We start from the raw sequence: 25,492 nt of genomic DNA on the forward strand, positions 1-25,492 counted from the left end.
CGGGGCACACCCCCCACCAAGCCAGCCCACCTGAAAGACAACACGCCATGGGAACCCCCGTCACCCTCGAAACCGCCCTCCACCTACGCAACCACCGCCTCTCTATCATCCCCACCCGCCCCGACGGCACCAAAGCACCCGCCCTACCCTGGAAGGCCTACCAGACCGCCCCCGCACCCCTAGCCGAAATCAACGAATGGTACAAGGACGGCAACCGGCGTAACCTCGGCATCGCCATCGTCACCGGCGCCGCCTCCGACCGCCTCGAAATGACCGAAATCGAAGGACGCGCCGCAGCCGACCTCCCCAAAATCGCCGCCACCATGACCGAACGCGGCCACGCCAAGCTCTGGGAACGCCTCAACACCGGCTGGCTCGAACTCTCACCCTCCGGCGGCTTCCACTGGATCTACAGGCTCGAGGCGGGCGCCAAGGTGCCCGGCAATACCAAGCTCGCACGCAACGCACAGGGTGAAGTCCTCGCAGAGACCCGCGGCGAAGGCGGTTATTTCATCGCCGCACCCACCCCTGGCTCGCATCACAAGAGCGGCAACCCCTGGCAGGTGCTTGCCGGCGGCCCAGCAACCGCCCCCACCATCACCGAAATCGAGCGCGCGGCGTTCCACAAGGCAATCACCGACACCCTCGACGAAACCCCAGAACGCCCCGTAACGCTCTTTAGCCAGCCCAACCCCACCACCACCCGCCCTGCCGCTGAAAGCCCGGCTGAGGGCGGTCTGAAGCCCGGAGACGACTACGAAGCAAAGACCGACTGGGCAGACATCCTCACCCCCCACGGCTGGACACTCCACTCCACCCTCTCTAGCGGTGAGCGCTTCTGGACCCGACCCGGCAAACACCCCCGCGACGGCCACTCCGCATCCACCGGGCACGCAGATGACAGGGACCGCTTCTACTGCTTCTCCTCCTCCGTGCCCCTGTTCGATACGGACACCCCGTACACCAAGTTCAAGGCGTACAGCATCCTCAACCACGACGGGGACGATTCCGCTGCCGCGCGTGCTCTAGCCGCAGCCGGGTTCGGTGAGAAAGCACCCATCACCGTGAAACTCGCAGACATCCTCCCCGCACGCCACCCGGCACCACCCACACCGCCACCCACCCCTGCAGAGGTGCCGGCGGCAGAGGTGCCGGCAGTGAGGGAACCGGCAACCGAAACAGCAACCACCACCACGGAAGACCCCACCGTCAGCAGTGACGGTGCCACCACCATCACCGACTGGACCGAACTAGGACTCATCCGAGCCTTCACCCACCTCTTCAACAACCACATCCGCTACAACATCGACCGCGGCCGCTTCTTCCACTGGACCGGCACCCGCTGGGAAGAACAACCCGACACCGGCGGCGACACCAAACTCGCACTCCTCAACTTCGCAGCCGCCCTCCAACCACCCGTCACCGACGAAGGCAAACCCGACAAAGAAGCGCACGCACTCATCCGCTACGCCCGCTCACACCGCGGCTCCACCGCACTCCTCGGACTCCTCAAAGTCCAACCCACCATCGCAGTGCCCGCCTCAGCCTTCGACACCCACCTCGACGAACTCAACACCCCCACCGGAATCATCAACCTCAGAACAGGAGAACTCATGCCACACACGCCAGAGCGCATGCACACCAAACAAACCGCCGTCGCCCCCGCAGGCACCTCCCCCACCTGGGAGAGATTCCTCGCCACCACCTTCAACCACGACCAGGCTCTCACCGGCTACATGCAGAGGCTTGCCGGCTACTCTGCGACCGGTCTACAGCGTGAGCACGTCTTCGCCTTCGCCTACGGCACCGGCGGCAACGGCAAGAGCGTCTACTACGACGCCATCACCGGCGCACTCGGCGACTACGCCGCAACCCTACCCGCCGGATTCCTCATGAAGAAACCCTTCCAAGAACACGCAACCGAGCTCGCACGCCTCAACGGCAAACGCTTCGTCGTCGGCTCCGAAACCAACGCAACCGACACCCTCGACGAAGCCAAACTAAAGGCACTCACCGGCGGCGACCGCATCACCGCCCGCTTCATGAACAAGGACTTCTTCGAATTCGCACCCACCCACCACCTGCACCTGATGGGCAACCACCAGCCTGCAGTCGAAGACGGCGGCGAGTCCGTGTGGAGGCGCATGAACCTCGTCCCGTTCGTCCACACCGTCCCCGCCGAAGAACGCGACGAACTCCTCCCCGAAAAGCTCCGGCAGGATGCGGCGGCAGTGCTCGCATGGATCATCGCAGGCGCAGTCGCATACTTCCGTGACGGGTTGCAGCCGCCCGAGGCAGTCCGCGCCGCCACCGAAGCCTACAAGAGTAGCCAGGACACGGTCGGCCAATTCCTCGCCGCCCGTTGCGACCTCTACCCCGGCAACAAGCACTACACGGTGGCAGTCACCGACCTACGCCAGGCCTACCACATCTGGTGCGCCGAAGAAGGGCTGGAACCTGTCAAGGGCAGGGCGTTCGCCTCCCAGTTGAAGGTGCACGGGGTGCTGGTCGGCCGAGACGCACCCCCGCAGGTGCACGGCGGCCCCCGACTGTACGGCGGCCTGCAGCTCAAGGATGCCGACATCTGGTAAGCCCCGGGCTTCACAACATTCACAAGGGCTTCACAACTTTTAGCCCTTGTGAAGCCGGGGTTTTCCCAGGTCAGGGCACAAATGGGCTTCACAACATTCACAACTTTTACAAGTAGATAACAAACACATACGCGCGCACACACGCCCGTTACAGCCATGCATATAGAACCTTGTGAATGTTGTGAAGCCGAAAACCTGCCGACAAGGCAAAACACCCAGCTTCACAACTTTTCCATGCACCCCGAAAGACCCACCATGCCCCGAAAACCTGCCAAAAAACAGCCCGACCTCCTCGACCAACTCCCAACACCACCACCAGGCACCCCCGAATGGATCCGACACGAACAAAACACCCAGCCCAACCCCCGCCAAGCACGCCAAGCACACATCAACACCTGCACCCGCTGCGGAGCACTCATCCTCACCGGACTCACCGGACCCACCACCGCAATGCCAACCCAAGCAGACCCCACAACCACCACCAACCAAACAACCATCCGCGCCACCCTCGCCCAAGGACGCCGCGCCTACCAACTCGAAACCACCGACACCGCACTACACCTCAACGAACTGCACGCACCACCAGCCCCCGGTATCACCGCAGTACCACACCACATCTGCCACTACACAGCCCCCGGCTACACCCCAATACTCAACCAACACCGAAAGGACACCACCACCAATGACACTCCACCCTTCTGAAACCCCACCCGCAACCATCACCCTCAAAAAGACCCCCCACAGCAAACCAATCCTCCGCTGGATACCCCTCGACGGCAAGACACTCCTCTCCATCAACCGCTCCAACGGCACCCACTGGCGCACCTATCGCAAAAACGCAGATGAGTGGAAGCATGCAGCTAACCACGACATCCACCAATGGAAACAGGAGCAACCCAGCGGGCGAATCCCCACCCTCACCCACGCCCAAATCGACATCTGGATCTACAAGAACCGCCGAGGCCGCTACGACCCCGCCAACCTCTACCCGACCGCCAAACCCCTCATCGACGCCTACGTCCAAGCGGGGCTCCTCCCAGACGACAACCACGAACACCTCGACGGACCCCACCTACACCACGGCGGCTTCGACAAAGAAGCCCCCGGCCTGCTCATCGTCATCACACCCCTACACCACCAGCCCGAACCACCAACCCACCCACAACACTAAGGAACCAGAAACACCATGCTCTCCCTGGACTCACTCCTCCACGAATTCACCAACACCCACCTCGTCAGCTACACCTGGCGCGGGGAAACCAGCTACTTCGAATCCCCACCACTCCTGGTGCAACTCGAACACGCCATCACCGAACGCCCCAACATCGGACCCGGCGGCGGCGGATTCAAACCCACCAGCCCCTGTAACGACAATGCGCTCCTCATCAAAGCCGCCATCGAACACCAAATCAGGTACGACCTGCCCGCAGTGCAGCAGCTTCACGAAAGCCACTCCCTCTCAAATAAGCTCATCCACTGGGCAGCAAACGTGGATTACGATTACGCCCTCGCCAAACTCACCGGCTGGCGTGAAGCAATTCACGGGCTCAACGAAACCATTGTCCCGCTCCGCGTACCCTGCCCATCATGCGGTGAAACCTGGGTCAGCACCCCGTCCGAAGACGGAAGCTTCCGAATCGACGAAGCACTCCGCTTCCGAATCAACGCCGAAAGCGTCACCTGCACCCTCTGCGGAACCACCTGGCAAGGGCTCGAAACGTTCCTCAAGGCTTACTCCACCGAATAGACAAAACCCGTTGCAACCGCCTGAAAACTTGTGTACACTGTGGCCCAGCTTCATGGTGCCCAGAAACAAACAGGCACCCATGACGCGGCGGAACAATGACGACACAGGTCGATGGTTAGCAACAGCGTGTAGTCACTTCAGTCGGAGCCCCTGCCCAACAACGGACAGGGGCTCCACCCGTACCAGAAAGCAAACACCAATGCTCCCCGTCGCAATCATCACCGCCATCATCGGCACCAACCTAACCATCCACACAACAAGCCTCATGGCAGACCTCGGGACACCCCGAGCTCTGATGGCCATCATCGCAGCAGCACTCCTGCTCGCCACACTGCTCACAACCCTCACCCTCACCATCTGACGGGAGGAACACCATGTGCCGCAGAAGCTTCACCGACGAAGAATCAGAACAAATCTTCAAGACACTCCGCGAACGATTCCCCGCAGAATGGGACATCGACATCAGCTGGGGACGAGCAATCTTCGACACCGAAGGCTACTTCGAACTCACCATCTCCAAGGCGCAACTACGCGCCATCATCGGAAGCAGGTGCGACTGTGACGACTGCTACCAAATACAGTGACCGAACATACCGCAAACGCGCAGCCGAACTGCGCAAAGCAACCAGCGACAACGGCTGGCCCTGCCACCTCTGCGGCAAACCAATCGACATGAGCCTGCCCTACACTCACCCGCTGGCGTTCACCGCCGACCATCTTGACGCCATAGCTAACGGCGGCAACCTGCTCGGCGACCTCGCACCCGCACACCGCAGATGCAACAGTAGGCGCGGACGCAAACGACTCGCACACCAGGTGCGGCCACCCAAGACCACACAAGACTGGTGAGTGCCAGCTGTGGTGTAAACAGATTTTGATTACGACCAACATGGAACGGTTTCGAGTGATGATGTCCACTGAATGGAAAACGACCCCGGGGGGTTACCCCTCCCCAGGGTCAAGTTTCCCCCTTCGGTCATAGTGACATCCCCCCGCGGGGGCTCATAACCAAAAATTCCCATGAGAGAGGGGGGCTTTGTGGCTGAGAAAAAGAGCCGCAAGCTTGCCCCGTGTGGGACTACGGCGGCGGCGAAGCGTCACCGTCGCCGGGGTGAGCCTCCTTGCCCGGAATGTAAGGCTGCGGAGCGTGCCGCGTCGAAGGCGGCGCGTGACCGTAAAGCTGCGGAGCGCCCGGCTCGGGTGGCTGGGCAGGTGGCGGCTGGTGCTCCTGTCGTCCGAACCGTTGGACAAAGCGATGTAGTCGTCATTGAGCAGGTCGGTGCCTATGGCGCGGTCCGTGAGGTGCCCGTGCCGACGCATGAGGACCCGTTGGAGTCCGCGCGTTGGCGTCTTCACCGGACACGTGCCGCGCTCATTGTCGCCTCGCCACGGGATATTGCCGGGTTGATGGCGGCTGAACGTGAGGACGTGGCAGAGATTGCCCGGCTGACGGAGACGGCGAAGCCGAAGGTGAGTGCCTTGGATGAGCTGGCGGCTCGTAGGAAGCGCCGCATCGAAGAGGCGCAGGCTGTTTAGGGTGGAGGTGAGGCTCTGTGGCTGAGAATGGTCAGCTGATGGGGTCTCAGACACCTCGCATTGACGTCACGCCGCTGTATTTCACCTCTGCCGGTGATGATGCGGTGGATCTGGCGGCTGTTGCGGGCCTGCATTTGGACCCCTGGCAGCAGCATGTGCTCCGTGGCGCGCTTGGTGAGCGTGTGGACGGGCGATGGAAGGCGTTCGAGGTCGGCCTTATTGTTCCTCGCCAGAACGGTAAGGGCTCGATTCTTGAGGCGCGTGAGCTTGCGGGCATGTTTTTGTTCGGCGAGCGGCTGATTCTTCACTCTGCGCACCTGTTCGGGACGGCTGTTGAGCATCAGCAGCGTTTGGAGTCGCTGATTCGCGGGTCCGAGCTGGTCGAGTACATGCAGGGATATGTCGGCGACCCGCAGGGGAAGATGTCAGGCATCAAAACCGGTAACAGCGGCATGTCCTTGACGACTGCGAGCGGTAGCCGCGTCCTGTTTAAGGCGCGTAGTCGCGGTTCGGCGCGTGGATTCACCGCCGACCTGGTTGTTTTTGATGAGGCTTATGATTTGCCGCGTTCTGTTCAGGCTTCGATGCTGCCGACACTGGCCTCGAAGAGTTTGAATGAGTCCCCGCAGATCTGGTACGCCTCGTCTGCTGGTATGCCTGACTCTGAGGTGCTGAAAAGTATCCGTGATAGGGCGCTCTCACCTGCTGAGGAGACGAAGCTGGCGTTCTATGAATGGTCAACAGCCGAGGACGCTGATCCGGCTGACCCGGCGAACTGGGCGCTGGCAAATCCGGCGCTCGGTCGGCGCATTTCGGCTGAGTATGTGGATTCGGAGCGCCGTGCGATGAGTGATGAGCATTTCAAGCGTGAGAGGCTTGGTATTTGGTCGAAGGTTGGTTCTTCGTCGGCGATTCCTGCTGATTTTTGGGCTCAGTGCCTCGATACGGAGTCCCGTTCGGGTGTTGAGGTTGCGTTCGGTGTGGATGTCACGCCTTTGCGTGACGTGGCGACGATTGCTGCAGCGTCACGCCGGGCTGATGGGAACGTCCATATTGAGGTTGTGGATAGGCGTACTGGTACGGATTGGGTGCCGGCGCGTCTGGAGGAGCTGAAGCGTAAGTGGAAGCCTGCGGCGATGGTTTATACGGCGGCGTCGCAGGCTACTGAGGTGCTTGCGGCGTCCCCGAAGCTGAAGCGGATGACTACTGGTCTTGACCATCGAACCTATATGCAGGCGTGTGGCGCGTTTTATGAGGCGCTGGGGCGTGCTCAGGTGCGTCACACCGGGCAGGAGGAGCTGGATGCTGCTGTGCAGGCTTGCCGCCGTTCTAAAGGTGGTAGCGAGTTATGGAGCTGGACGCGTGACAACCGAAGCGAAGATATTTCGCCTCTGGTGGCGTGCACTCTTGCGTTCCATGGACTAACTGAGAAGGACAAGAAGGGAGGCAACCAATGGGCCGTGTTGTAAAGAACCCGGCGAAATGGGAGGCCTACTACAACGGCACTGCAAGGCTTGACGCTATTGGCGTGTCCCTGCCTCCTGACGTTCGCGTCCTCGAAATGCAGGTCGGCTGGCCGAAGCTCGCTGTGGACGTACTCGTTGAGTCTTTGGTGCTTGATGGGTTCTCGATTTCGCGTCATGGCGGTCAGGATGAAGCCCCTGAGCAGTTGAATAGGATTCTGCAGGCGAATAATTTCCGTACCAAGCTGACGTTGGCGCTGACGGAGGCTCTGGTCTCCGGTGCGGCGTTCATGGTCGTTGGTGGTGGCTCTGACCCGTCTATCCCTCACATTTCGGTGCATAAGGGTGATGAGTTTGAGCTGAGGAAGGACGCTACGGGCCGCCTGGTGCAGGCGGTGCAGACGTACCGTGACGGTTTTGACACGTTCCGGGCGGTTTATGAGCATGGTGTGACTAGATTCTATTCAACTCGTGACGGTTTCGAGGTTCTCACCCATATCGACGAGCATGGCTTCGATGGTATCCCCGTTATCCCGTTTGTGAATCAGATTCGCCTGGGTGAAGAGGGTCGAAGCGAGATTGAAGAGATCCATAAGCTGTGTGACGCGGCGGCTCGTACTTTGACGAACTTGCAGGTCGCTCAGGAGCTCCTCTCGATGCCGGTTCGCTACCTTTTTGGCGATGGCGTGGAGGAAATGTTCTTAGATGAGGACGGTAATCCGCAGCAGAGCCGCCTCGAAGCCTATTTCGGCAGGTTCCTTGTTGGCCCGTCCGGTTCGCAGACCGGCTCAGTGCCGGGTGCTGACCTGACTCAGCTACTGAATACCTTCAAGATCTATGCGTTGCAGGTTGCGTCGCAGACGGGCATCCCGCCGTTCATGCTGGGTGTCTCTACGGAGTCGAATCCCGCGTCTGCGGAGGCGATGCGAAGCGCGAAAGACCGCCTCATCACGAAGGCGGAGTTGAAGCAGTCGATTTTTGGTGACGCTGTGGAAGATTTGGCTCGCTGTGTCCTGGCGGTCGCCGGTGTGGACACTGAGGGGCTGGAAACTCTGGAGGCGCGTTGGCGTGACCCCGCGGTTATCTCGCTCAGCTCCCGCAACGCGCTCATGTTGCAGGCGCAGGCGCAGGGTGTCGTCTCGTCTGAGACCGTCCGCGAGTTCATGGGTTTGTCGCCGGAGCAGTTGAAGCGTGACCGTGCGTTGGACCGTCGTTTGGCGGTGTCGGTGGGAGACCCCGTCTACTAAAGGAGGCGCTGCATGCTTGATGATCTCGCTGCGGCGTATGCTCAGGCGCTCGCCTCAATTGGCGGTGCGTTTGTGGAGGCTTTCACTGATCTGCTGTCTGCGTTTGACCTGTCAGACCGGGCATCAGCTGAGAGGCTGATTCCTGCGGCGCACCGTGTAATCCAGCGGCACCGCCGTCAGGCGGTCGAAGCCGCTAACGATTACTTGGATGCGTCCGCGGCGCCGTTTGGTGCGCTCGCGTATCATCCTGCGGCTGAGTCCTATACCGTTCAGGCGGTCAGGAAGCTATTTCGTGAGAATCAAGGAGCAACACCTGAGCAGCTGGCTGCTGCGGCGCGGCGTCATGTGGTGATGGCTGGCCGCAGGCAGGTGATGCGGTCTGTCCTGGATGGCGAGTTCGATGAGTTTGCGTCTGAGGATGAGCGTGAGCGTCATGAGCGTGGGTCGGTCACGTTGGAGGGCTTCGATGAGGCTCTGGCGGCGGTGAATGATTCAGCTGATGAGGCTCTGCGTCGGGCAGAGGCGGAGGCAGATAATGCTGATGCTGATTCTGAGCTTCCTCGCCTTCGTCCAGTTGGTTGGGCGCGTGTTCTGCAGGGGCGCTGGTCTTGCGGGTTCTGTATCATGCTTGCCGCTCGCGGCGCGGTTTATTCGTCTGCTGATGCGGCACAGCTCGTAGCTGCTGAGGCTGGCAAGAAATCTCGTGAAGGGGGCTTCCTCTCGCGTCGTGCGAGAACTGAGCTGCGGAAGAGGAACCCGAGAGCGTTCCATGAGCATTGCGACTGCATTGTGGTGCCTGTTTTTGATCCTGAGAATTGGTCGGGGCGGGCTGAGCAGCAGCGGTTGGCGAAGTTTTATCGGGAGACGGTTGAGAAGGAAGACCGTAAGTATGAGGCAGACCCAGAGGGGTATGAGCCAGTCAAGATCTCGACAGTGCTATCGCGTGAGGCTGAGGCGTGGCAGGAGGCTGAGCGGCTTGATGGTAAAGGCGAGCAGGTGGACCCGAAGTATTATGGGTCTCTTGCTTCTGAGATTCCTGATGGTGAGAGGCTGTACGGTCATGAGCTGTTGTTCTTGCTGAGGTTTGAGGCGTTGGGGAATAAGGTTCGGTGGATTGAACGACCGGCACCTGATAAAGACGGCGCGATGAAGCCCAGCAACGATTTTATTTGGCTGAATAATGGCGAACTGATTAGTGAGCTGAAATCCTCAAAGAACAAGTACTCGACAATTAAAACCCGAATTTCTGATGCGGTTAGGAAAGCTGAGGCACAGGGGGTTCAGAAGAAGAACTTCGTGGTTGATTTGGGAAACAAGTATTTGGACCAAAAATTGGAGAGGCAACTGCGAATGTACAATGTACGCAATCCTCAAGCCCCTATTAAAAATTTGTACGTTATGCACTCTCGGGGACAATATTTAACCCCCATTCAGCTTGAATCCAACAAGGACGGTTGATAGACTGTAGGTAAGGAGTTAGACAATTCCCCTGCAACCCTGAGCCTCACCTATTGGTGCGGCAATAATGCTTGGGCGGCCGCGGCTTTTATGCTTCGGTCTAGAGGACCGTTCGGGGGCGTCACTGGCTAGCTCCTTATAACTTTTGTGAAAGGCATCCTGCTAAGTGGCAGGGTGCCTTTTGCTATACCCGAAAGGAACAAAGATGAGCGAAGCACTTACCCCTGAGGCAAAGGTTGAAGAGACCACCGAAACTACACCTCCGTGGGAACGTGACGGCGAGACCTTCGACCCCGAACGCGCCTGGAAGCTGGTTCAGAATCTGAAGGCTGAGCTGGCGTCGGTGAAGGCGAAGCAGGCAGAGGCTCCTAAGCCTACTGCTGCTGAAGAGCCTGCGCCGGAACCCGAGGATAAGCCCACTGAGGCAGAGGCTCCTGAGCCGCAGGATGACTCTGCCGCCCAGATCGCGTCCCTGCAGGCTGAGCTGGCACGCGTCAAGGCGCTCGCCGCAGTCGGACTGTCCCAAGACTTCGCGCCCTTCGTGCCGGGTGCGACCAGCGAGGAAATCGAGACGAACCTCGCAACTCTGCAGAAGCTCATCAGTGATGCCGCAAATGAGAAGACCGAGGCGGTCCTCGCGGCGGCTCCGAAGAGCCGAGGCATGGCGCCGAACCCCGCACAGCACGCGGCACCGGCACGTGATGCCTATGAAGAGGCAGCAGAGATTATCTTCGGCTAAACGCCCCTAATATTTGAGCCCTTACCGAGACGGTGAGGGCTTTTTCGTACCCCAAACTTGATTGGAGACCCAAATATGAGCGCAACCGCGACTCTTGAAACCTTTAAGACTGGCGGTATCCTGCCGCAGTCGTTCGCCCGCAACATCATCGGCCGAGTCTCTGAAGGCTCCGTCGTTCAGAAGCTTGCCGGCACCACCCCTATCCCGATTACCGGCACCACTATCTCCGTTCAGACCTCCCAGCCGCAGGCTGGCGTGGTCGGTGAAGGCCAGGCGAAGCCCGTGACCAACATGGGCGTGACCTCAAAGACCATCAAGCCCATCAAGGTTGCGGCGCTGATGTACTGGAGCATGGAGGCGCGTCAGGCTGATCAGTCCGGCTACTTGAAGCTTCTGGAGCAGGAGGCAGCCGCGGCGATCACCCGCGCGTTCGACCTCGCTATCCTGCACGGCAAGAACGCGATCAATGGTCAGACTATTACCGGTGTTGAGTACGTCAACCAGACCACCAACCGTATTGAGCTGGGTGCAACCGCTAAGGATAAGGGCGGCCTGACTTCTGAGCTTCTGGCTGGCGCGGATCTGGTGAACCTGAACGAGAACTTCGATTTTGACCTGGACGGCTTCGCAGCAGACAAGTCGTTTAAGTCCCGTATCTACGGTGCAACCGACACCCTCGGCCGCCCCATCTACAGCGATAGCGTGAACCTGAAGGACAACCTGGGTACCCTGCTGGGTCTGCCCGTCTCCTATGGTCGTGCTGTCTCCGGTAAGGTTGGCGCATCCGCAGACACCAAGGTTCGTGCCTTCGGTGGTGACTGGTCCGCGCTCAAGTACGGCTTCGTGGATAAGATTTCTATTCGCCGTACCGACCAGGCGACCATCAACGATGGCGGCACCCAGGTTAACCTGTGGCAGAACAACATGGAAGCAATGCTGGTGGAGGCTCAGTTCGGCTGGGTCATCACCGACAAGTCCGCGTTCGTCGCATACGAAGACAAGGTCGCTGACCTGAAGTAATCGCGTCGCTGGTAGAGAGGGGAGGCGTGCATGGTGAGTGATTCACCGACTATTGCGACGGCTGACGATGTGAAGGCTGCGCTCCGCAGGGAGTTTCGCGGTGACGAAGAATCCTACATTGCCTCCCTGCTCTCCAAGGCGGAGAACCTCATCCGCGTCCGCTATAAGAGACTGGATGAGCTGGTTCTTGATGAGGTCGTATTCAACCTGGTCAAGAATATCGAGGCTGAGGCGGTAGCCCGCGTCCTTCGTGCGGATGATGGCGGCATTTATAAGTCTGAGACGGAAGACGGGTACTCGTACCAGCTGAACTATATGGTCGCGTCCGGTCTTTTGGACATTCTGGAGAAGGACTGGAAGAACCTCGCACAGGCAACGGGAACCGGCAGGTACCGGACCGTTGCTCCTGCGACCGATTGTTATGCTGCGGCACGGTACAGTGGGCGCGCTGCTGCGGGGCCGTGGCAGTTTCAGTACGGGTGGCCTGGGCAGGATTCATTCTCGTCCCGCCGGTACCTTTAGGGAGTGGCATGAGCAGGATTCGTAAAGGCCTCCATACCGTCATCGTCTACCCACGCATCCACAGTGCGGATGCGTATGGTGACGTGGTGGAGACGCTGGGGGCGGGGGTCCCCGTTCAGTGTAATGTCCAGCCGTCGAGTGCGAACGAGGTTCTCGACCTGCCTGGCGGGCTCACCCCAACCAGCGTTTACCGGATCAAGTACTGGCCGGGGGAGCATGGCGGCGCGCCGTGGCCAGGCACATCAGATTCTCTCATCGAGATTGACGGACAGAGATTCGAGCAGCGCGGCGAACCGCAGATCTCTCGGATGTCCTCAACCACAGGGCACGTCAAGGTGCTTGCCGTGGCGTACACGCAAGGCAGGGGAGGGGGAGCCAATGTCATGGGTTGAATCTGACATCGAGCTCGAGGTGGCGCGGCAGGCATCGCGCACCCCTGAGTTCGCCGCCGCCGCCCGCGAAATCCAAGCGGCAGTAAAAGCTGCGGCACCTAAGGATACTGGCACATTCGCGGCATCAATCGTGATGACTACACATGTGACTCCTCGAGGAGTCCACGACAGGGTTATCACATCGCTCGATGAAGCAGCAGTGCCTATCGAATTTGGGTTCACTAGCCCGAACGGTAACCGAACCCCTGGACACCATGTTTTTGGTAAGGTTGCCCACGCGTTTAAGGACCGTCGATGAAGCCAGTTGATATCTCGGCCATCGTGCAGAAAATTCTCTCCGCGCTACCGGGTGTAGCTGTCTCTGGTGGGGCGACCTCCCAGACTCTCGGCAAACTGCCGGCATGTATCTGGGAGGTTGTCTCTGCGTCGCCTGCGGTGGGGTCCCCCAGGATGGGGCATGCCGTGGACGCTGCCGTGAATGTGCACGTCTACGCGCCGACTCGTGCCGAGTCGATGCGGCTCTGTGGGGAGGCTGTTCAGCTGCTCGAAGCTGCACATACCCTCGGCCCGATCGTGGGGGCGGACTATGTTGCGAGGTGCTGGGTCGAGGCTGAACCTATCCTCGCTGGCAGCCATACTCTCCATTCAGCCCATGTAACCGAAACTCGAGCCACGGTGCGCATCGTCGCACGTGGCTCAGTCAGTATTTAGGAGGTGGCCACCCTTGGCCAACGTTATTGAAGATTCGAAGCTTTTTTTCACAGGCTTCACCCACGTTTTTGTTGCAGAGCCGAACACTGAGGCGCTCGACCTGACCAAGTTCAAGTTTGGCACCCCCAGCACCTACGGCTCCTGGACGTGGATTGGTGACACTGACGAGGAGGAGCCGTTCTCGGTGGAGTCCGACGGCGGCGAGATCGAATATTTGCGCACTGCGGATCGTGTCAAGGCCCGTTCTAAGCGTTCGGATGTGACCGTTACCGGCACCATCAAGGCGCTCAGTATTGACCGTACCGTGTTTGAACTGGCTTTCGCAGGTGGCACCTACGACCCCGTGAAGAAGTCGTACAAGGTGAAGGCAAAGACCATCGATGCGAACAAGGCAATCCTCGCGGTCTTTGAGGATGGCAAGAATGTTGCGGCTATTCGTCTGCCGAACACGAACGTGGCCGGAAAGTACCCGGAGTTTGGCATTGAAAAGTTCGCGACCACCGAGCTGAACCTGGGTATCTTGCCTGGTAACGATGCGACCCTCGCTGAGTTCTTCGAGCCCCGAGCTGTCACTGCCTAACCCCTATCCCTGATTGAGAGGACACCACATGACTAAGAAGGTTGCAGCAGAGCCTGTAGTTGATCTGCCCGAGTTCACTGAACTGGATGGCCATGACCTGCTTATCGCTCCGTGGGAGCTGAAGACTGGTCAGCGCACTCGTCTGGCTGGCCGTCTGAACGTGATTCGACAGCTGTCGGAGAAGCACGGTGAGGATTCGCTGGAGGCGATGGACGGCATTGCCGACCTGCTGGATTTTGTCTCCGAGCATTACGCTACGGACCCGGGTGCGTGGGAGGATTGGGCACGCGATAAGCAGCTTGATGCGCTTGTGACGCTCGTGGGTGCGTACATGCAGGCGTCGGGAAAATCTCAGCCCTCCTCGAATCAGCGCTAAAGTACCCGGCGCTCGACCTGGAGTTGCAACTACTAGGGGTCGATGTTGAGTCTATCGACTCTGCGAGGGCGTTGCGGGTCGCAATGGCGGCAGTTGAGAAGCTGAAGCGCGAACCGGACAGCCTGTGGCGTGCGGAACTCCTGGGTAACCCCGACCTGGTCGGCTGGGGTGTCCAGGAGTTCCTGTCTGCTGGGCTGGTCAATATCACCCGCGCGATTGCGAAGGGCGGCAAGCTCAGCAAATCGGAGCAGGTTGAGGTCCCGCAGCCGAAGAAAAAGAAAACGTCACATGCCGTCAGGGTGGGTCCTGGCGGCATTGATTTTTCGGGCATCAAAGCGATTCTAGGAGGGTAACGAATGGCTAAGGTCGGTATCCGCGTCTACCCGAACACGTCCAGGTTCCGTGGAGATTTGAAGCGGTCACTGGACCGAATCGAGAAGTCGACCACGGCGAAGGTCACTGTGGTGCCTGTGCTGGACCGGGCGGCTATGGGCCGCCTCCAGCACGCGCTGAACGGGCTGACAGCGACCGTGTCGGTGGATGTGAACATTCAGAAGGCTTTGCATCAGCTGGATAACCTGTCCGCGGAGAAAATCGCGAAGGTTAACGCTGACGCTGATGTGGAGCAGGCACAGCGTGCGCTGAGGAAGCTTGAGGAAGCTCGAAAGTGCACGGTTAACGCTGATGCGGACACGGGTGCGGCTGTGGCGAAGCTGGGGGCGCTGACTCGTCCTCGCGTGGCGGTGATTAGCCCGGTTATCAACTCGTCTGCGGCGGCATCGGCTGCATCTGCGTTGGCGGCGCTCTCTGGTGGGCGCGTCCTTGGTGACGCGGTTTCGAACGTGAGGGAGTTCGCATCGAATCTGGACCGGCTTACTCCTCGCATTGCGGCGACTGGTGCTGCGCTGGCATCGATGTCGTCTGTTGGCATTGTTGCGGCGCAGAATATCGCTGCGGTAGGTGCGTCGCTGGTTTCTATTGGCCCAGCAGCGTTGGCTCTACCAGGTATTTTTGCAGGTTTTGCGACTGGTTTGGCGTCTAGCGCGGACGGCCTGCAGAACATCCTCATTTATGTAGACCAGCTGGCAGGTAAGTTTGGCGGATTCCGTGACATGTTCGTGGATGCACGCGCTGACCACAATGAAGCTTTTTGGGGTGTTGCGAAGGCTGGGCTCGCGGAGCTGTATACCTCTGGTATCGTGCCGTTTTTCGCTGAGTATCGCCGTTTGGGTGAGGTTTCAGGCGCTTTTTGGGGTAATTTCTTTCGCGGCATGTCTGACGGTATTACCGCTATCGGCGGTATGGCCGCATTGTTCGCGCCGCTTCGCGAATCGATTAGTATCGCGTCTCAGGGCGCATATGGTTTTGCTGAGGCAATTGTCCGCCTTGGCAGCATTGGTGGTTCGTACCTTCCTGCTATGGCGGAGGGCTTCACCCGTGCCGCTAACGCGTTTGCTGAATGGTCGGCGTCTGCTGACGCGGTGACAGCAATTCAGAACGCTGTCACCGTTGCGGGTGACCTGATGCGGGTCCTTAGTGGCGCTGCCGGGGTTATCGGCGCTATCGGCACCGCGGCGTTGGCGGCGGGCGGCTCACCTTTGAAGGCTCTCGCGGATGGGCTTCAGGGTGTTGCGGGCGCGCTGAAGTCCGTTGAGGGGCAGAACGCCCTGGTCACGGTCTTTGAATCCGCGCAGAGGGCGATGTCTAACCTCGCTCCTGGCATTGGGGAGATTGGTAAGGGCCTAGCAGAGCTTGCCCCGTCGCTCGGCTCGGCGATGGAAAACGGGGCGGCGGCTGTCGGGCGTCTGGGCGAGGCTATCGGCAAGATTATGCAGAACCCTGCGGTTGGAGCCGGCATCAAGATCATGTTCGTTGGCATCAAGGCTGCGATGGATGCTTTAGCGCCCGGCTTGGAAGCGATGGCTCCCGTCTTTGGGGCTCTAGGTGAGGCGGTCGGGGCGATTGCTCAGACCTTGGGCTCTGTCTTTGGTGCCGCGTTGCAGGCGGTCGCACCGATGTTGCAGGTGATGCTTCAGATGGTGGTTCCGCTGGCGCAGAGTCTGGGGCAGATGCTTGTTCCGGTTATTCAGCAGCTTGCGCCGGTGTTCACGCAGGTCGCTGTGGCTCTGATGCCGGTGGTGCAGGCGCTGATTCCTGCCCTGATGGCGGTGTTCCAGGCTCTTGCACCTGTGATTGTGCAGATTGTGCAGGCGCTGGTGCCGCTGGTGGTACTGTTCGCTGAGCAGCTAGTGAAGGCTCTGAATTTTGTGACGCCGTTGATCCAGGCGCTTGGCCCTGTATTCGTGGAAATTGGTAGCGAAATCGTTAGCGCAATTCAGACGGTTACTGCCATTTTCCAATGGATGGCTGACATGACGGATAAGTCACTGGCAGCCTTCGGCGCCGCATGGCAGATTGGCACACAGGCGGTCGGTGTGGCGGTGAACTGGATTGTCACTTCGGTCGGCAAGCTGTTCGCAGCAATCGGCTCTACCATCGGCAACATTGCGCAGACGGTCAGTGCTGGCTGGAACGCCGTAGTGAGATTTGTGTCCACTGGCGCTCAGGCTGTCTGGAACGCTGTTTCTGGCGCCTTCTCTCGCCTTGGCGGCATTGTTGGCGATGCTATGGGTGCAGTAGGCAACGCAATTTCTTCTGGTATTTCGCGGGCGGTCGGGTTCTTCGGAAACCTGGGGCGCGGAGTCATCAATTCTCTCTCTAACCTGGGCCGAAACATGTGGACGCTGGGGCACAACCTCATGGTTGGTTTTATCAATGGTGTTGCAGGGCTCGGACAGCGGCTAATTGACGCTGTGCTAGGTCCTGTGCGTGGCGCTATTGACGGTGCGAAGCGGATGCTGGGTATCCATTCTCCGTCGAGGGTGTTCCGCCAGATTGGTGTTTTCACCGGTGAGGGTTTTGTGCAGGGTCTTTCTGCGATGGAGGCTGCGGCGCAGTCGAGTATGCGTGATTTGGTGGCTCCCCCGGAGGTGCCGGCTATCGCATCGGTGGCTGCGTCGACTGCCTCTATCGTCCCCGTTGCACCTGCTGGTGTAGCTACTGCTGGTGGCGGCGTGAGCACGTCGGATGAGGCGCTTGTTCAGATTGCGGAGGCGCTGTCTCAGCTGCAGGCTGTGGGTCCGCGCGACTTCCTGATGATGCAGCGTCGTGCTGAGAGGATGTTTTAATGTCTGGTTGGATTGGCACGCTAGGCGCGCTATCTGAGGTGCTGTGGAAGGTGTCGCTGAGTGAGAGCACGCCTGCACGTTTTGCTTTTCAGCAGGCGGCGGGGAGGAGGTGGGCGTTTTTAGCGTCGCCTACTCCTCGCCGCAGCTGGAGTGTTGAGGTGAAAGGCACACAGGAGGACACTCGTGCGTTGACTCAGCTGGCGCATGCCGCGCCCGTTGAGCCTCTGGTGTGGGTGAGCGAGGCAGCAGCGTTAACCAATGTCCTCACCCCGGCACAATCTCTCATGGTGGGGATCAGTAATCGCGGCGCGATGGTGACCTCTGATGGCTCTGTAGCACTGTCGTCACTGGGTGGGGGAGCCCGCACGGTGGCGGCTGACCGTGTCCCCGTGATGCCTGGCAAGCCGTTTACTGCCACCGTGGAGGCGGCTGGCAACGGCGCCATTCTGGGCGTGCAGATGTTCACTGCTACGGGAACCGCGGTAGGGGCAACAGCCACCGCCGTAGCGCGTGGCACTAACGCCCAGCGTCTTGTTGTGACTGTTCCCGTGCCGCCTAAAGCGGCGGCGTATGCGACGTTGACGCTGGCTATGGGTGGGCAGTTCTCTCGACTCTCGGCGACCTGGACAAAGGATGCGCCGCCGTGGGATGTCGGTATGGGGGCTGCATCGGTCGTGATTGGTGACGTCGAGACGACGATTGAGGATGTGCATCACGCAAGTGGCGCGGTGTGGCGGTCTGTGAGCGCGAAGATTGAGGAGGTCGGCTAATGCTCCCTGGTGTGTATGATCCTGGCGATGTGATTGACGCGAGCCTCAGTATCTTTGTGGATGGTGTCGAGCGAGAGCACCTCTCTGCAGAGTGGGAAGGGCATACTAGCGGCGGTCTGCCTGAGTCTCTGATTGCGGCTGGTGACGGCGTTTTTTCCCGCACTGGCAGGATTAAGTGGGCATCAGGCACGGCGACCACTGTTGAACCTTTTGCCCCTGTTGGGGAGGGCCGGTGGGTTCCGCGGCCTGGCGCCTCAGTGAAAATTGTCGCAGAAGTCAATGGTGAGACGTTCCTCCGGTTCACCGGTTCATTGGGGGCCTCGACATACTCGCTGGTTACTGATGAGGTCGAAACTACAATTAGTGACGGCCTTTCGGCTGCGTTGCAGACTCCTGTGACGATTGAGCCGGCTGTGCTGTATAAGTCTCAGACTACTGGTGGCTGGCCTGCGTATCAGGCGCTTGAGCAGGCCGGGTACGGTCTCTTGCCGCCAATCACTGAGACGACGCTGATTCATGCTCCTGGGGCGTTCGGACTAGGGGCAGGGGTCGGTGAGTTTGTTTCGGCTGGCTCTGTGAGTGAGGCTGCGCCAGGGTTCCTCACCTCTGCTAACACCATTTATCATCCAGCCAAGGGCTTTGACCGTCATGCTGAGGATGTCCTGGCTGTGACGCGTGCGGCCCCGAACCGTGATGCGTCTGTCTCTCTTAAGCTTCGCGGAGAGGCTGAAGTCATGCTGGTCTGGTCGCGAGACGCGTCCACGCTGACGCTGTCACAGGGAGGCCAGCTCATTGGGCAGGTTAAGGTGCCGTCCCCGCAGAAGTACCAGCTCCTCGCGGTCGCAATCGCGTGGGATTCAATCACCGTCTGGACCGACACATCTCATAGCCAGAAGTTTAACCGCCGCCTGAATAATGACGCAGAGCTAGAAACTGCCTCCTGCTCAAACACTCTCGGCATCCACGTGTCTCAGCATGAGCCGATTATCGGCGATTACTCGCGGAATCATGTGGCGAAGATGGTGCGTCAGACTCCGCCGAAGATTCTGGCGTCAGCAATCGCGACGGAGCCGCTCTCAGCCACGAGGGGTTTTGAGAATGTGGAAGCTGCAGAGGTCGTCACGGCGTGGTGCAATGCGACGCTGTCGACGGTATGGGTGGATGAGGAAGGCACGCTAGTGATGGCGGCTCGTGACCGTCTCGCTTCCTCCTCATCTGTTGTGACTGATGTCGTCTCTGAGAGGGTCTTCGCCGGTTCATGGCAGACGGCTCGTGATGGCGTGCGATCGCTTGTGCGGGTGAATCATCTTGTGCCTTCGGCTGATGACGGAGCATGGGCTGCAGGGCGCGGCGGGAAGAGCTTTACCGGCGCCGCCGCGGTTGCTTACGACGCTTCATCTTCTACACCGCTGACGCAGAACAGCGACAACGTCCAGTTCATTAACTGGGAGGACAATGTCGACGTCATCGGTCTCGACACAAACTACCGCCCGATTGTGAACGCGAAGAAGAAAATCTTCGACTGGGACGCGTTCAACAAGCTCACCGGTTCCTGGTGGGCTATCTCGTTTGAGAACAACGAGCAGCCTCCTGGCTGGCGGTGGACTGGTGGTGAGCCGCAGCATGAGACTCTCACTGGCAAGCTAGAGAAGCTGGGACAGCGCGGCGTGAAGCTCACGCATCGCGTCGACACCGTTAAGGGTGGGAACGGCAAGACCTACTCGCTGGTTGCGCCGTCACTCGGCGTGGGTACGCTAGGCCAGTGGGCGTGGGGCCGCCCAATGCCGATGCTCCGTGCGGATTGGGTCGTGACGTGGGAGAAGAAACACTTCACGGCGTATTCCCGTAAGAGCGGTGCAGGGGTGTTCACGCTTGATGCCGGATGGTATGTCACGGCGAAGGACGCGAGGAAGGTTGCAGAATCTCTTGCTCAGGAAATCGGCACAGAGCGCATCACGTTCGATGCGATTTCTATGCTGTGGGACCCCCGCAAGCAAACAGGCGACACCATCACCCTCAATGCTGGGCGATGGGTTGCTGAGTGCATCATCACTGGCTCTCGTGAGTCGTGGGATGGTCGAGTCCCGACCGTCTCATACGATTTGGAAGCGAAGAAGGTGACTGCTACTTCTCGGAGTGAGGAAGCGGCAGCTCCTGCGGTGGCGCCGCGCCCGAATAGGCCCGGCAGTGATGACAGGGGATATGTTGCCCCGCCGGTACCGCGCCCGAACAACCCCGGTGGTGAAGGTGGGGGGCATGTTGCCCCGGTTGCACCTACGGTACGTCCCATCTTGGACATGTCCGAGGTCCGCGACTATGTAGACAAGCAGCAGCGCATTTTGGACGCGAAGCGCTCCTACCGGGCACGGATGCGCTCGATTGTGCCTCCCACCTATTTTTACCCCGACTACTGGAAGCCGGTAGCGGAGCAGAACTGGCACACCATGGCGCAAGCCGCCGAAGCCTGTCCGTTCCTCATCATTAACCCGGCCTCTGGACCCGGAGAAGGCCCCGGCTCCCCGCAGTACAAGGATTTTTCGAACCAGCTCAAGCTCAACCGCGGCGAGTATGGGCAGAAAATCTACGGCTACGTTCGGACGGGTGCATCGATTGGGGAGCCTCGCGACCTGGAGACCCTGTTCGATGAGGTGCGCAAGTACATCGACTGGTACGACGTGGACGGCATCTTCTGGGACGAGGCGTATAACGGCTGGGGCGACCAGGCAGGCAAGGAAGAATTTCACCACCGCATCGCCGACCGCTTCAATGCGCTGTACCCGTGGATGCCCACGATCGTGAACCCCGGCGCGAACACCACCGCAGGAATGGTCGGCACTGGCTGGCACATGATGACCTTCGAGAACGAAGCATCCCTGTATCTAACTGATAAATACCTCGTGCAGGAGCACTATAAGGGACAGCCGAGGCAGATGTTCTGGCATTGCATCCACGACATCGCAGGGTTTGAACAGGCGGTGCAAGTGCTGCGCCTGGCGGACACCCTGAACGTGGGCATCCTTTATCTGACGGACGACACAATCTGGGAGACCAAGAATGGAGTGCGGTCCAGGACGGCGAACCCGTACGACCGGCTGCCTGCCGCGTGGCTGTGGAGGTTGCAGATTGCGTGGGCGAAGGGTGAACTGGAGGATTACCTCACCCAGGTTGATATTCTGCGGCAGAACCTCGCCGTGCTTGAGTCTGTCAGGGCTCCGGCAGAGGCGCTAAATGCTGCGAGGTTGAAGATCCAAGCAATGACAGGAGGGAACTAGATGGGTGTGAGTGACACCGTGAGCGAGTCCGGTTTTGTGCCCGCTTATGGGCTGGTGACGGCGAAGTTCGTGACGCACCAGCGCGCGGCGGGTGGTGAAGCGGATGGTGTGCCTGTGCAGGGACGTGTGGTATTTACGCCGACTACGCGGGTTGCGGATGCTGGGACCAGGCGCGTGTTTGTTCCTGCGCCGGTGACCGGGTGGCTGCGTGACGGGGTGCTCTGGGATGCGCCGCGCGGCGGGAACCAGGGGGTGCGCCTGATGGCTCCGAGCCCGGGGGCGGTGCCTTCTGAATGGGGGTACCGTGTGGAGGCACAGCTGCGGGATGTCGCGGGATGTGCCGCGAAGCTGCCGTACCCGAGCATTTATGTTCGTGCGGGTGTGACGCTGAACTTGGCGGCGGTTGCCCCCGCCGGTGCGGAGAGTACGATTCCTGCGCCGGTACCGGTGAAGGGTGAACCTGGTGAGCGTGGAGAGCCTGGCCCCAAGGGCGACCCTGGTGAACGTGGCGAGCGTGGCGAGCGTGGCGAGCAGGGTCCTAAAGGTGACCCTGGCGGGCTGGACGCGGAAGCAGCCGCACTTGTGCAACGCCTCGCCTCCGGGGCAACCCCGCGCGATACTGGCTGGCGACGCGTAGAATCTCCAGCCCTCGCCGCCGGAGCTCTTTTCTTCCGTCGCGTCGGAGACTGGTGCATCGTCGCTGCCCGCGGCGGCGCATGGGATACCATCACTGTTCACGACCGCCCCGACATCCCAGATGAAGCGTACCGCGATAGAGACGAAAAGATTCGTCTCAGCAACAACGTTCCACCCGGGTGGCAATCCAACAATCCTGTACTAGCCAACGTGGTCACAGACACGGGAGAACCCCGAGGGGTCATTCTCCTCCATTCAAGGGGTGACGGGAATCGTATCACCTGGCGCCGCGGGACCCTTGACCTTTCCCCACAAAACCGAACCAACCTGCGGTGTGGCCTGCTCATCTACCTAGCCTCCGATCCGTTCCCGACCGTACTGCCGGGCACCCCAGCCTAAACGTGGCGCGGGAACACAAAAAAACACTTAGAAAGGATGGTAATCAGACATGGCTACCAAGAGGCTGTGGAGGTGTAATGAAGTCTGACATATTCCCGCCGGAGGTCTGGGCGCTCGGTGGCGTAATCCTGGGCACTCTAATCCCAGCGTTTTTTGCTTTCATCACGGGCCGGCAGCAGGCGAAGCACGAATCGAACAAGGTGCTGATTGAGGCTCTGGAGCGCCGTATCGGTGACCTGGAAAAGCACCTGAGCGAGGAGACGGGCGCCCGTCGCGCGTTGGAGGCTGAGGTTCGCCTGCGGGAGCAGGAAGCCCATGCGACGGCTGACAAGGCACGGTGGGTCATGAGCATCGCCATATCCCACATTAACCGGTTGAACGCCCACATCACGGCTGGCTCCCCGCCGCCTCCGCCGCCTCTACCGGGTGAGGTGGAGGAATGGGTGAGCCGTGAGCTGTGGACTTCGAAGTTTGCGGCGCAAGACCAAGCAAATAACCCGCCGGCTACCTAGCCTGCGGGTACAAAAATGTTGAGGCAGGTGCCCCCACTATCGGGGTGCCTGCCTCTCCTTAATTAAAAGGAGTAGCGATGAGGTATCTCGTCGAAGTTATTGAGGCTGAACAGGCACATGGGCTGGCGGCTCAGCCGCAGTCGGTGCAGGCATCTGCAGCACCTGCTCACCGTACTGTGAACGTGGTGGAGGCGGGTGCTGATCCGACCGGCGCCGCGGACTCGACTGCCGCAATTAACCAGGCTATCCGCCGTGTCCATGAGGCTGGCGGCGGCACTGTCCACCTGCCGGCAGGCTCTTACCGTGTTTCTGCCCCGTTTATTGAGTTGCTGGGCGGTGTGCATCTACAGGGTGCAGGGCGTGAATCCACTGTAATTTTTGCGGATACTAGCGCCGGTTCGGAGCAGAAGACAGCGATTATCCACGCGGGCACCTGGTTCACCCCGCGTATCGGCGGGGACAATCTGTTGATGGGTGTTTCTGATTTGTGGATTAAGTCCTCGCATCCTCGCCCGTCGCACGTTTCGTCGGCGATCCCGTCTGCTGGCAAGGATGGTATGCACCCGAATATCGGCGGCATCCTCTTGCATACCGAACTGGGAGATAACCCCCATGAACCCGACGGCGCCCACAGAATCGAAAACGTACTCATCTGGGACGTCGCGTTTGGTATGGCGGTGCTGGGTCTGGATGACCAGGGATGCCAGCTACGCAATATTCGCGTTCGCCGCACGCTTGGCCCCGGCGTGGTGATTGGCAAGTCCCCGGACCATCTGGCATCGGTGACTGCTGGCCGCCGTGAAATCGGCGCAGCAGACAATATCCTCGACGCTGTCGACGTATCGGGCTCCAATATCGCTGGCGGCACGTCAGCGGGCTTCGAAATCTACGCTACCAACACCACCCTGACCTCGTGTAAGTCCTGGTACAACCGCCGCAGCATCCACGGCATCGACGGCAAGCCGGCAGGCATCTGGGATACCGCCAGCAACCATAAATTCACCGCCGCCGGCGCAGGCTTCTTCATCCGCGGCGGACGCAACATGCTCGCCTCATGCACCGCCCAGGAAAACGGAGGACACGGCGTGGTCATCGTCGGCCATTCCTCGCAGGTCACCGGATGCCGCTCCGCATCCAGCTCCTGGCACGACTGCGTCAGCGGTGAAGCCAAGCCTGCAGAAGCCGCAGACTACTTCATCACAAACTGGGCGCATCACTTGATCCTATCGAACAATATCGCCCAGGCAGAGTACAAGGGACGCAGCGCTCGCACCGGCTTCGCAATCGAGAAGTGGAGCCACGACATGCAGGGCAGGTCGAACCTAACCGTCGACATCCCCACCCCTCACACCGCCAAGAGCCTCGGCGCGTTCAACCGTGTCGAGATCAACCACGAAACCCTCAACTAAGGAGAAAGAACATGCTCCTCCTCGAGCCCGACAGCCAGCTCGTTACTGAGCTCGCCCCCAGTCCCAACCACTACGACGGATACTACGAGCGCAAGAGCCCCTGGGTAGTCCTCCACACGATGGAAACCCCCGAGAACTCTACTGTCGCCCGTAACATCGCCACCGGTTGGTTCTCCCGCACTGAGGCTCAGGCCTCCGCACACTATGTCGTCGGCGACACTGAGATTTTCCAGTGCGTCAACGAGGGCGACTACGCATGGGCGGCTATGCCCACCGGCAACGCCCACGGCATCCACATCGAGATGGCAGGCCGCGCCTCGCAGAGCCGCAACGAGTGGTTTGATGACTACTCGCGCGCCCTGCTGGAGCTGGTCGCTGCCCTCACCGCAGACATCTGCGCGCGCCATGGCATCCCTGTCCGAATCCTCACCGATGCGCAGCTTGCCGCTGGCGAGAAGGGTATCACCTCTCACGCCGCAATCAGTCGCGTCTTCCGAGAATCTGACCATACGGATCCCGGCTATGGCTTCCCCTACGACTACTTCATCGAACGAGTCCAGGCCCACCGTAACGGCACCGCCAACATCGCTAACGGCGCGCCGCCGGCACCGGCTCCGCAGCAGAGCGCCCCCGCACAGTCTGCAGGCCCCACCCCGCTCCCTGATGGCGTCTGGTACAACGCACGCGGCTGGTTCACTGCTGACCGACGACTGGAGGTATCCGCTGACACCGAGGTAGATTCCCCTTCGATGGGATACTACTCCGCCGGCAGCGGCTTCAACTACGACGGGTATGTCGCGAACAACGGCTACGTGTGGCTCAGCTACGTCTCGTGGTACGGCCCGCGCCGATACATCGCCGTTGGCCCCAACGACGGCCGCACTGACACCACCTGGGGCACCGGATTCTAAACAACCAAAAGGA

Annotated in this window: 23 protein-coding genes; all 23 read left to right on the forward strand. The window is 60.1% G+C overall.

What is annotated here, in order from left to right; genetic code table 11:
* The first annotated feature begins 47 nt into the window (after positions 1 to 47).
* The 23 genes from HMPREF2682_RS03290 to HMPREF2682_RS09525 all read left to right on the forward strand — a co-directional run bounded on the left by HMPREF2682_RS03290 (position 48) and on the right by HMPREF2682_RS09525 (position 25,479).
* A complete protein-coding gene (locus HMPREF2682_RS03290) occupies positions 48 to 2,591 on the forward strand; it encodes a phage/plasmid primase, P4 family (protein ID WP_070831402.1) in 2,544 nt (847 codons plus the stop codon).
* Between the two features lie 682 nt (positions 2,592 to 3,273).
* A complete protein-coding gene (locus HMPREF2682_RS03295; RefSeq protein ID WP_070831405.1) occupies positions 3,274 to 3,762 on the forward strand; it encodes a hypothetical protein in 489 nt (162 codons plus the stop codon).
* A 15-nt stretch (positions 3,763 to 3,777) separates the two neighbouring features.
* Complete coding sequence (locus HMPREF2682_RS03300) at positions 3,778 to 4,338, forward strand: DUF7340 domain-containing protein (RefSeq protein ID WP_070831408.1); 561 nt, start codon at positions 3,778 to 3,780, stop codon at positions 4,336 to 4,338.
* A 199-nt stretch (positions 4,339 to 4,537) separates the two neighbouring features.
* A complete protein-coding gene (locus tag HMPREF2682_RS09440; RefSeq protein WP_168167720.1) occupies positions 4,538 to 4,699 on the forward strand; it encodes a hypothetical protein in 162 nt (53 codons plus the stop codon).
* A 197-nt stretch (positions 4,700 to 4,896) separates the two neighbouring features.
* Positions 4,897 to 5,187 (forward strand): HNH endonuclease signature motif containing protein, encoded by a 291-nt coding sequence (locus HMPREF2682_RS09515; protein WP_210400851.1) that lies wholly within the window; start codon positions 4,897 to 4,899, stop codon positions 5,185 to 5,187.
* Between the two features lie 189 nt (positions 5,188 to 5,376).
* Complete coding sequence (locus tag HMPREF2682_RS03310) at positions 5,377 to 5,874, forward strand: hypothetical protein (RefSeq protein WP_141762611.1); 498 nt, start codon at positions 5,377 to 5,379, stop codon at positions 5,872 to 5,874.
* Between the two features lie 17 nt (positions 5,875 to 5,891).
* Positions 5,892 to 7,343, forward strand: a complete 1,452-nt coding sequence (locus tag HMPREF2682_RS03315; protein ID WP_083321754.1) for a terminase TerL endonuclease subunit — start codon at positions 5,892 to 5,894, stop codon at positions 7,341 to 7,343.
* On the forward strand, positions 7,328 to 8,584 hold the full coding sequence (locus tag HMPREF2682_RS03320; RefSeq protein ID WP_070831415.1) for a phage portal protein: 1,257 nt from the start codon (positions 7,328 to 7,330) through the stop codon (positions 8,582 to 8,584). Before HMPREF2682_RS03315 ends, HMPREF2682_RS03320 begins: the two co-directional genes overlap by 16 nt.
* A 12-nt stretch (positions 8,585 to 8,596) precedes the next feature.
* On the forward strand, positions 8,597 to 10,042 hold the full coding sequence (locus tag HMPREF2682_RS03325) for a VG15 protein (RefSeq protein WP_070831418.1): 1,446 nt from the start codon (positions 8,597 to 8,599) through the stop codon (positions 10,040 to 10,042).
* Between the two features lie 205 nt (positions 10,043 to 10,247).
* Positions 10,248 to 10,781, forward strand: coding sequence for a hypothetical protein (locus HMPREF2682_RS03330; protein WP_070831421.1), 534 nt, complete (start codon positions 10,248 to 10,250; stop codon positions 10,779 to 10,781).
* A 75-nt stretch (positions 10,782 to 10,856) separates the two neighbouring features.
* Positions 10,857 to 11,801, forward strand: coding sequence for a phage major capsid protein (locus HMPREF2682_RS03335; RefSeq protein WP_070831424.1), 945 nt, complete (start codon positions 10,857 to 10,859; stop codon positions 11,799 to 11,801).
* Between the two features lie 30 nt (positions 11,802 to 11,831).
* On the forward strand, positions 11,832 to 12,323 hold the full coding sequence (locus HMPREF2682_RS03340; RefSeq protein WP_070831427.1) for a Gp19/Gp15/Gp42 family protein: 492 nt from the start codon (positions 11,832 to 11,834) through the stop codon (positions 12,321 to 12,323).
* An 8-nt stretch (positions 12,324 to 12,331) separates the two neighbouring features.
* Positions 12,332 to 12,715 carry a hypothetical protein gene (locus HMPREF2682_RS03345; protein WP_070831430.1) on the forward strand — a complete coding sequence of 128 codons (384 nt, stop codon included), beginning with the start codon at positions 12,332 to 12,334 and terminating at the stop codon, positions 12,713 to 12,715.
* Positions 12,702 to 13,013 carry a DUF5403 family protein gene (locus tag HMPREF2682_RS09625; RefSeq protein ID WP_070831433.1) on the forward strand — a complete coding sequence of 104 codons (312 nt, stop codon included), beginning with the start codon at positions 12,702 to 12,704 and terminating at the stop codon, positions 13,011 to 13,013. The genes HMPREF2682_RS03345 and HMPREF2682_RS09625 overlap by 14 nt, the downstream gene beginning before the upstream one ends.
* 426 nt (positions 13,014 to 13,439) lie before the next feature.
* Positions 13,440 to 14,006, forward strand: coding sequence for a phage tail tube protein (locus tag HMPREF2682_RS03360; protein WP_070831439.1), 567 nt, complete (start codon positions 13,440 to 13,442; stop codon positions 14,004 to 14,006).
* A gap of 28 nt (positions 14,007 to 14,034) precedes the next feature.
* Complete coding sequence (locus HMPREF2682_RS03365) at positions 14,035 to 14,382, forward strand: hypothetical protein (RefSeq protein ID WP_070831442.1); 348 nt, start codon at positions 14,035 to 14,037, stop codon at positions 14,380 to 14,382.
* A gap of 83 nt (positions 14,383 to 14,465) precedes the next feature.
* The gene (locus HMPREF2682_RS03370; protein ID WP_141762612.1) at positions 14,466 to 14,735 is read left to right on the forward strand and encodes a hypothetical protein; all 270 of its coding nucleotides are present in this window, start codon (positions 14,466 to 14,468) and stop codon (positions 14,733 to 14,735) included.
* Positions 14,736 to 14,738: 3 nt separating this feature from the next.
* Entirely contained in the window at positions 14,739 to 17,570 is a 2,832-nt protein-coding gene (locus HMPREF2682_RS03375) for a phage tail protein (protein ID WP_070831448.1), read from the forward strand.
* 158 nt (positions 17,571 to 17,728) lie between these two features.
* A complete protein-coding gene (locus tag HMPREF2682_RS03380) occupies positions 17,729 to 18,340 on the forward strand; it encodes a hypothetical protein (protein WP_141762613.1) in 612 nt (203 codons plus the stop codon).
* 257 nt (positions 18,341 to 18,597) lie between these two features.
* Positions 18,598 to 21,612, forward strand: coding sequence for a spherulation-specific family 4 protein (locus HMPREF2682_RS03385; RefSeq protein ID WP_168167721.1), 3,015 nt, complete (start codon positions 18,598 to 18,600; stop codon positions 21,610 to 21,612).
* A gap of 1,112 nt (positions 21,613 to 22,724) precedes the next feature.
* Positions 22,725 to 23,159 carry a hypothetical protein gene (locus HMPREF2682_RS03395; RefSeq protein WP_070831460.1) on the forward strand — a complete coding sequence of 145 codons (435 nt, stop codon included), beginning with the start codon at positions 22,725 to 22,727 and terminating at the stop codon, positions 23,157 to 23,159.
* 77 nt (positions 23,160 to 23,236) lie between these two features.
* Positions 23,237 to 24,568, forward strand: a complete 1,332-nt coding sequence (locus tag HMPREF2682_RS03400) for a right-handed parallel beta-helix repeat-containing protein (protein WP_070831463.1) — start codon at positions 23,237 to 23,239, stop codon at positions 24,566 to 24,568.
* Positions 24,569 to 24,579: 11 nt separating this feature from the next.
* A complete protein-coding gene (locus HMPREF2682_RS09525; protein ID WP_070831466.1) occupies positions 24,580 to 25,479 on the forward strand; it encodes an N-acetylmuramoyl-L-alanine amidase in 900 nt (299 codons plus the stop codon).
* Positions 25,480 to 25,492 lie beyond the last annotated feature (13 nt).

The organism is Rothia sp. HMSC061D12 (assembly GCF_001836735.1).
Taxonomy (GTDB): Bacteria; Actinomycetota; Actinomycetes; order Actinomycetales; family Micrococcaceae; genus Rothia.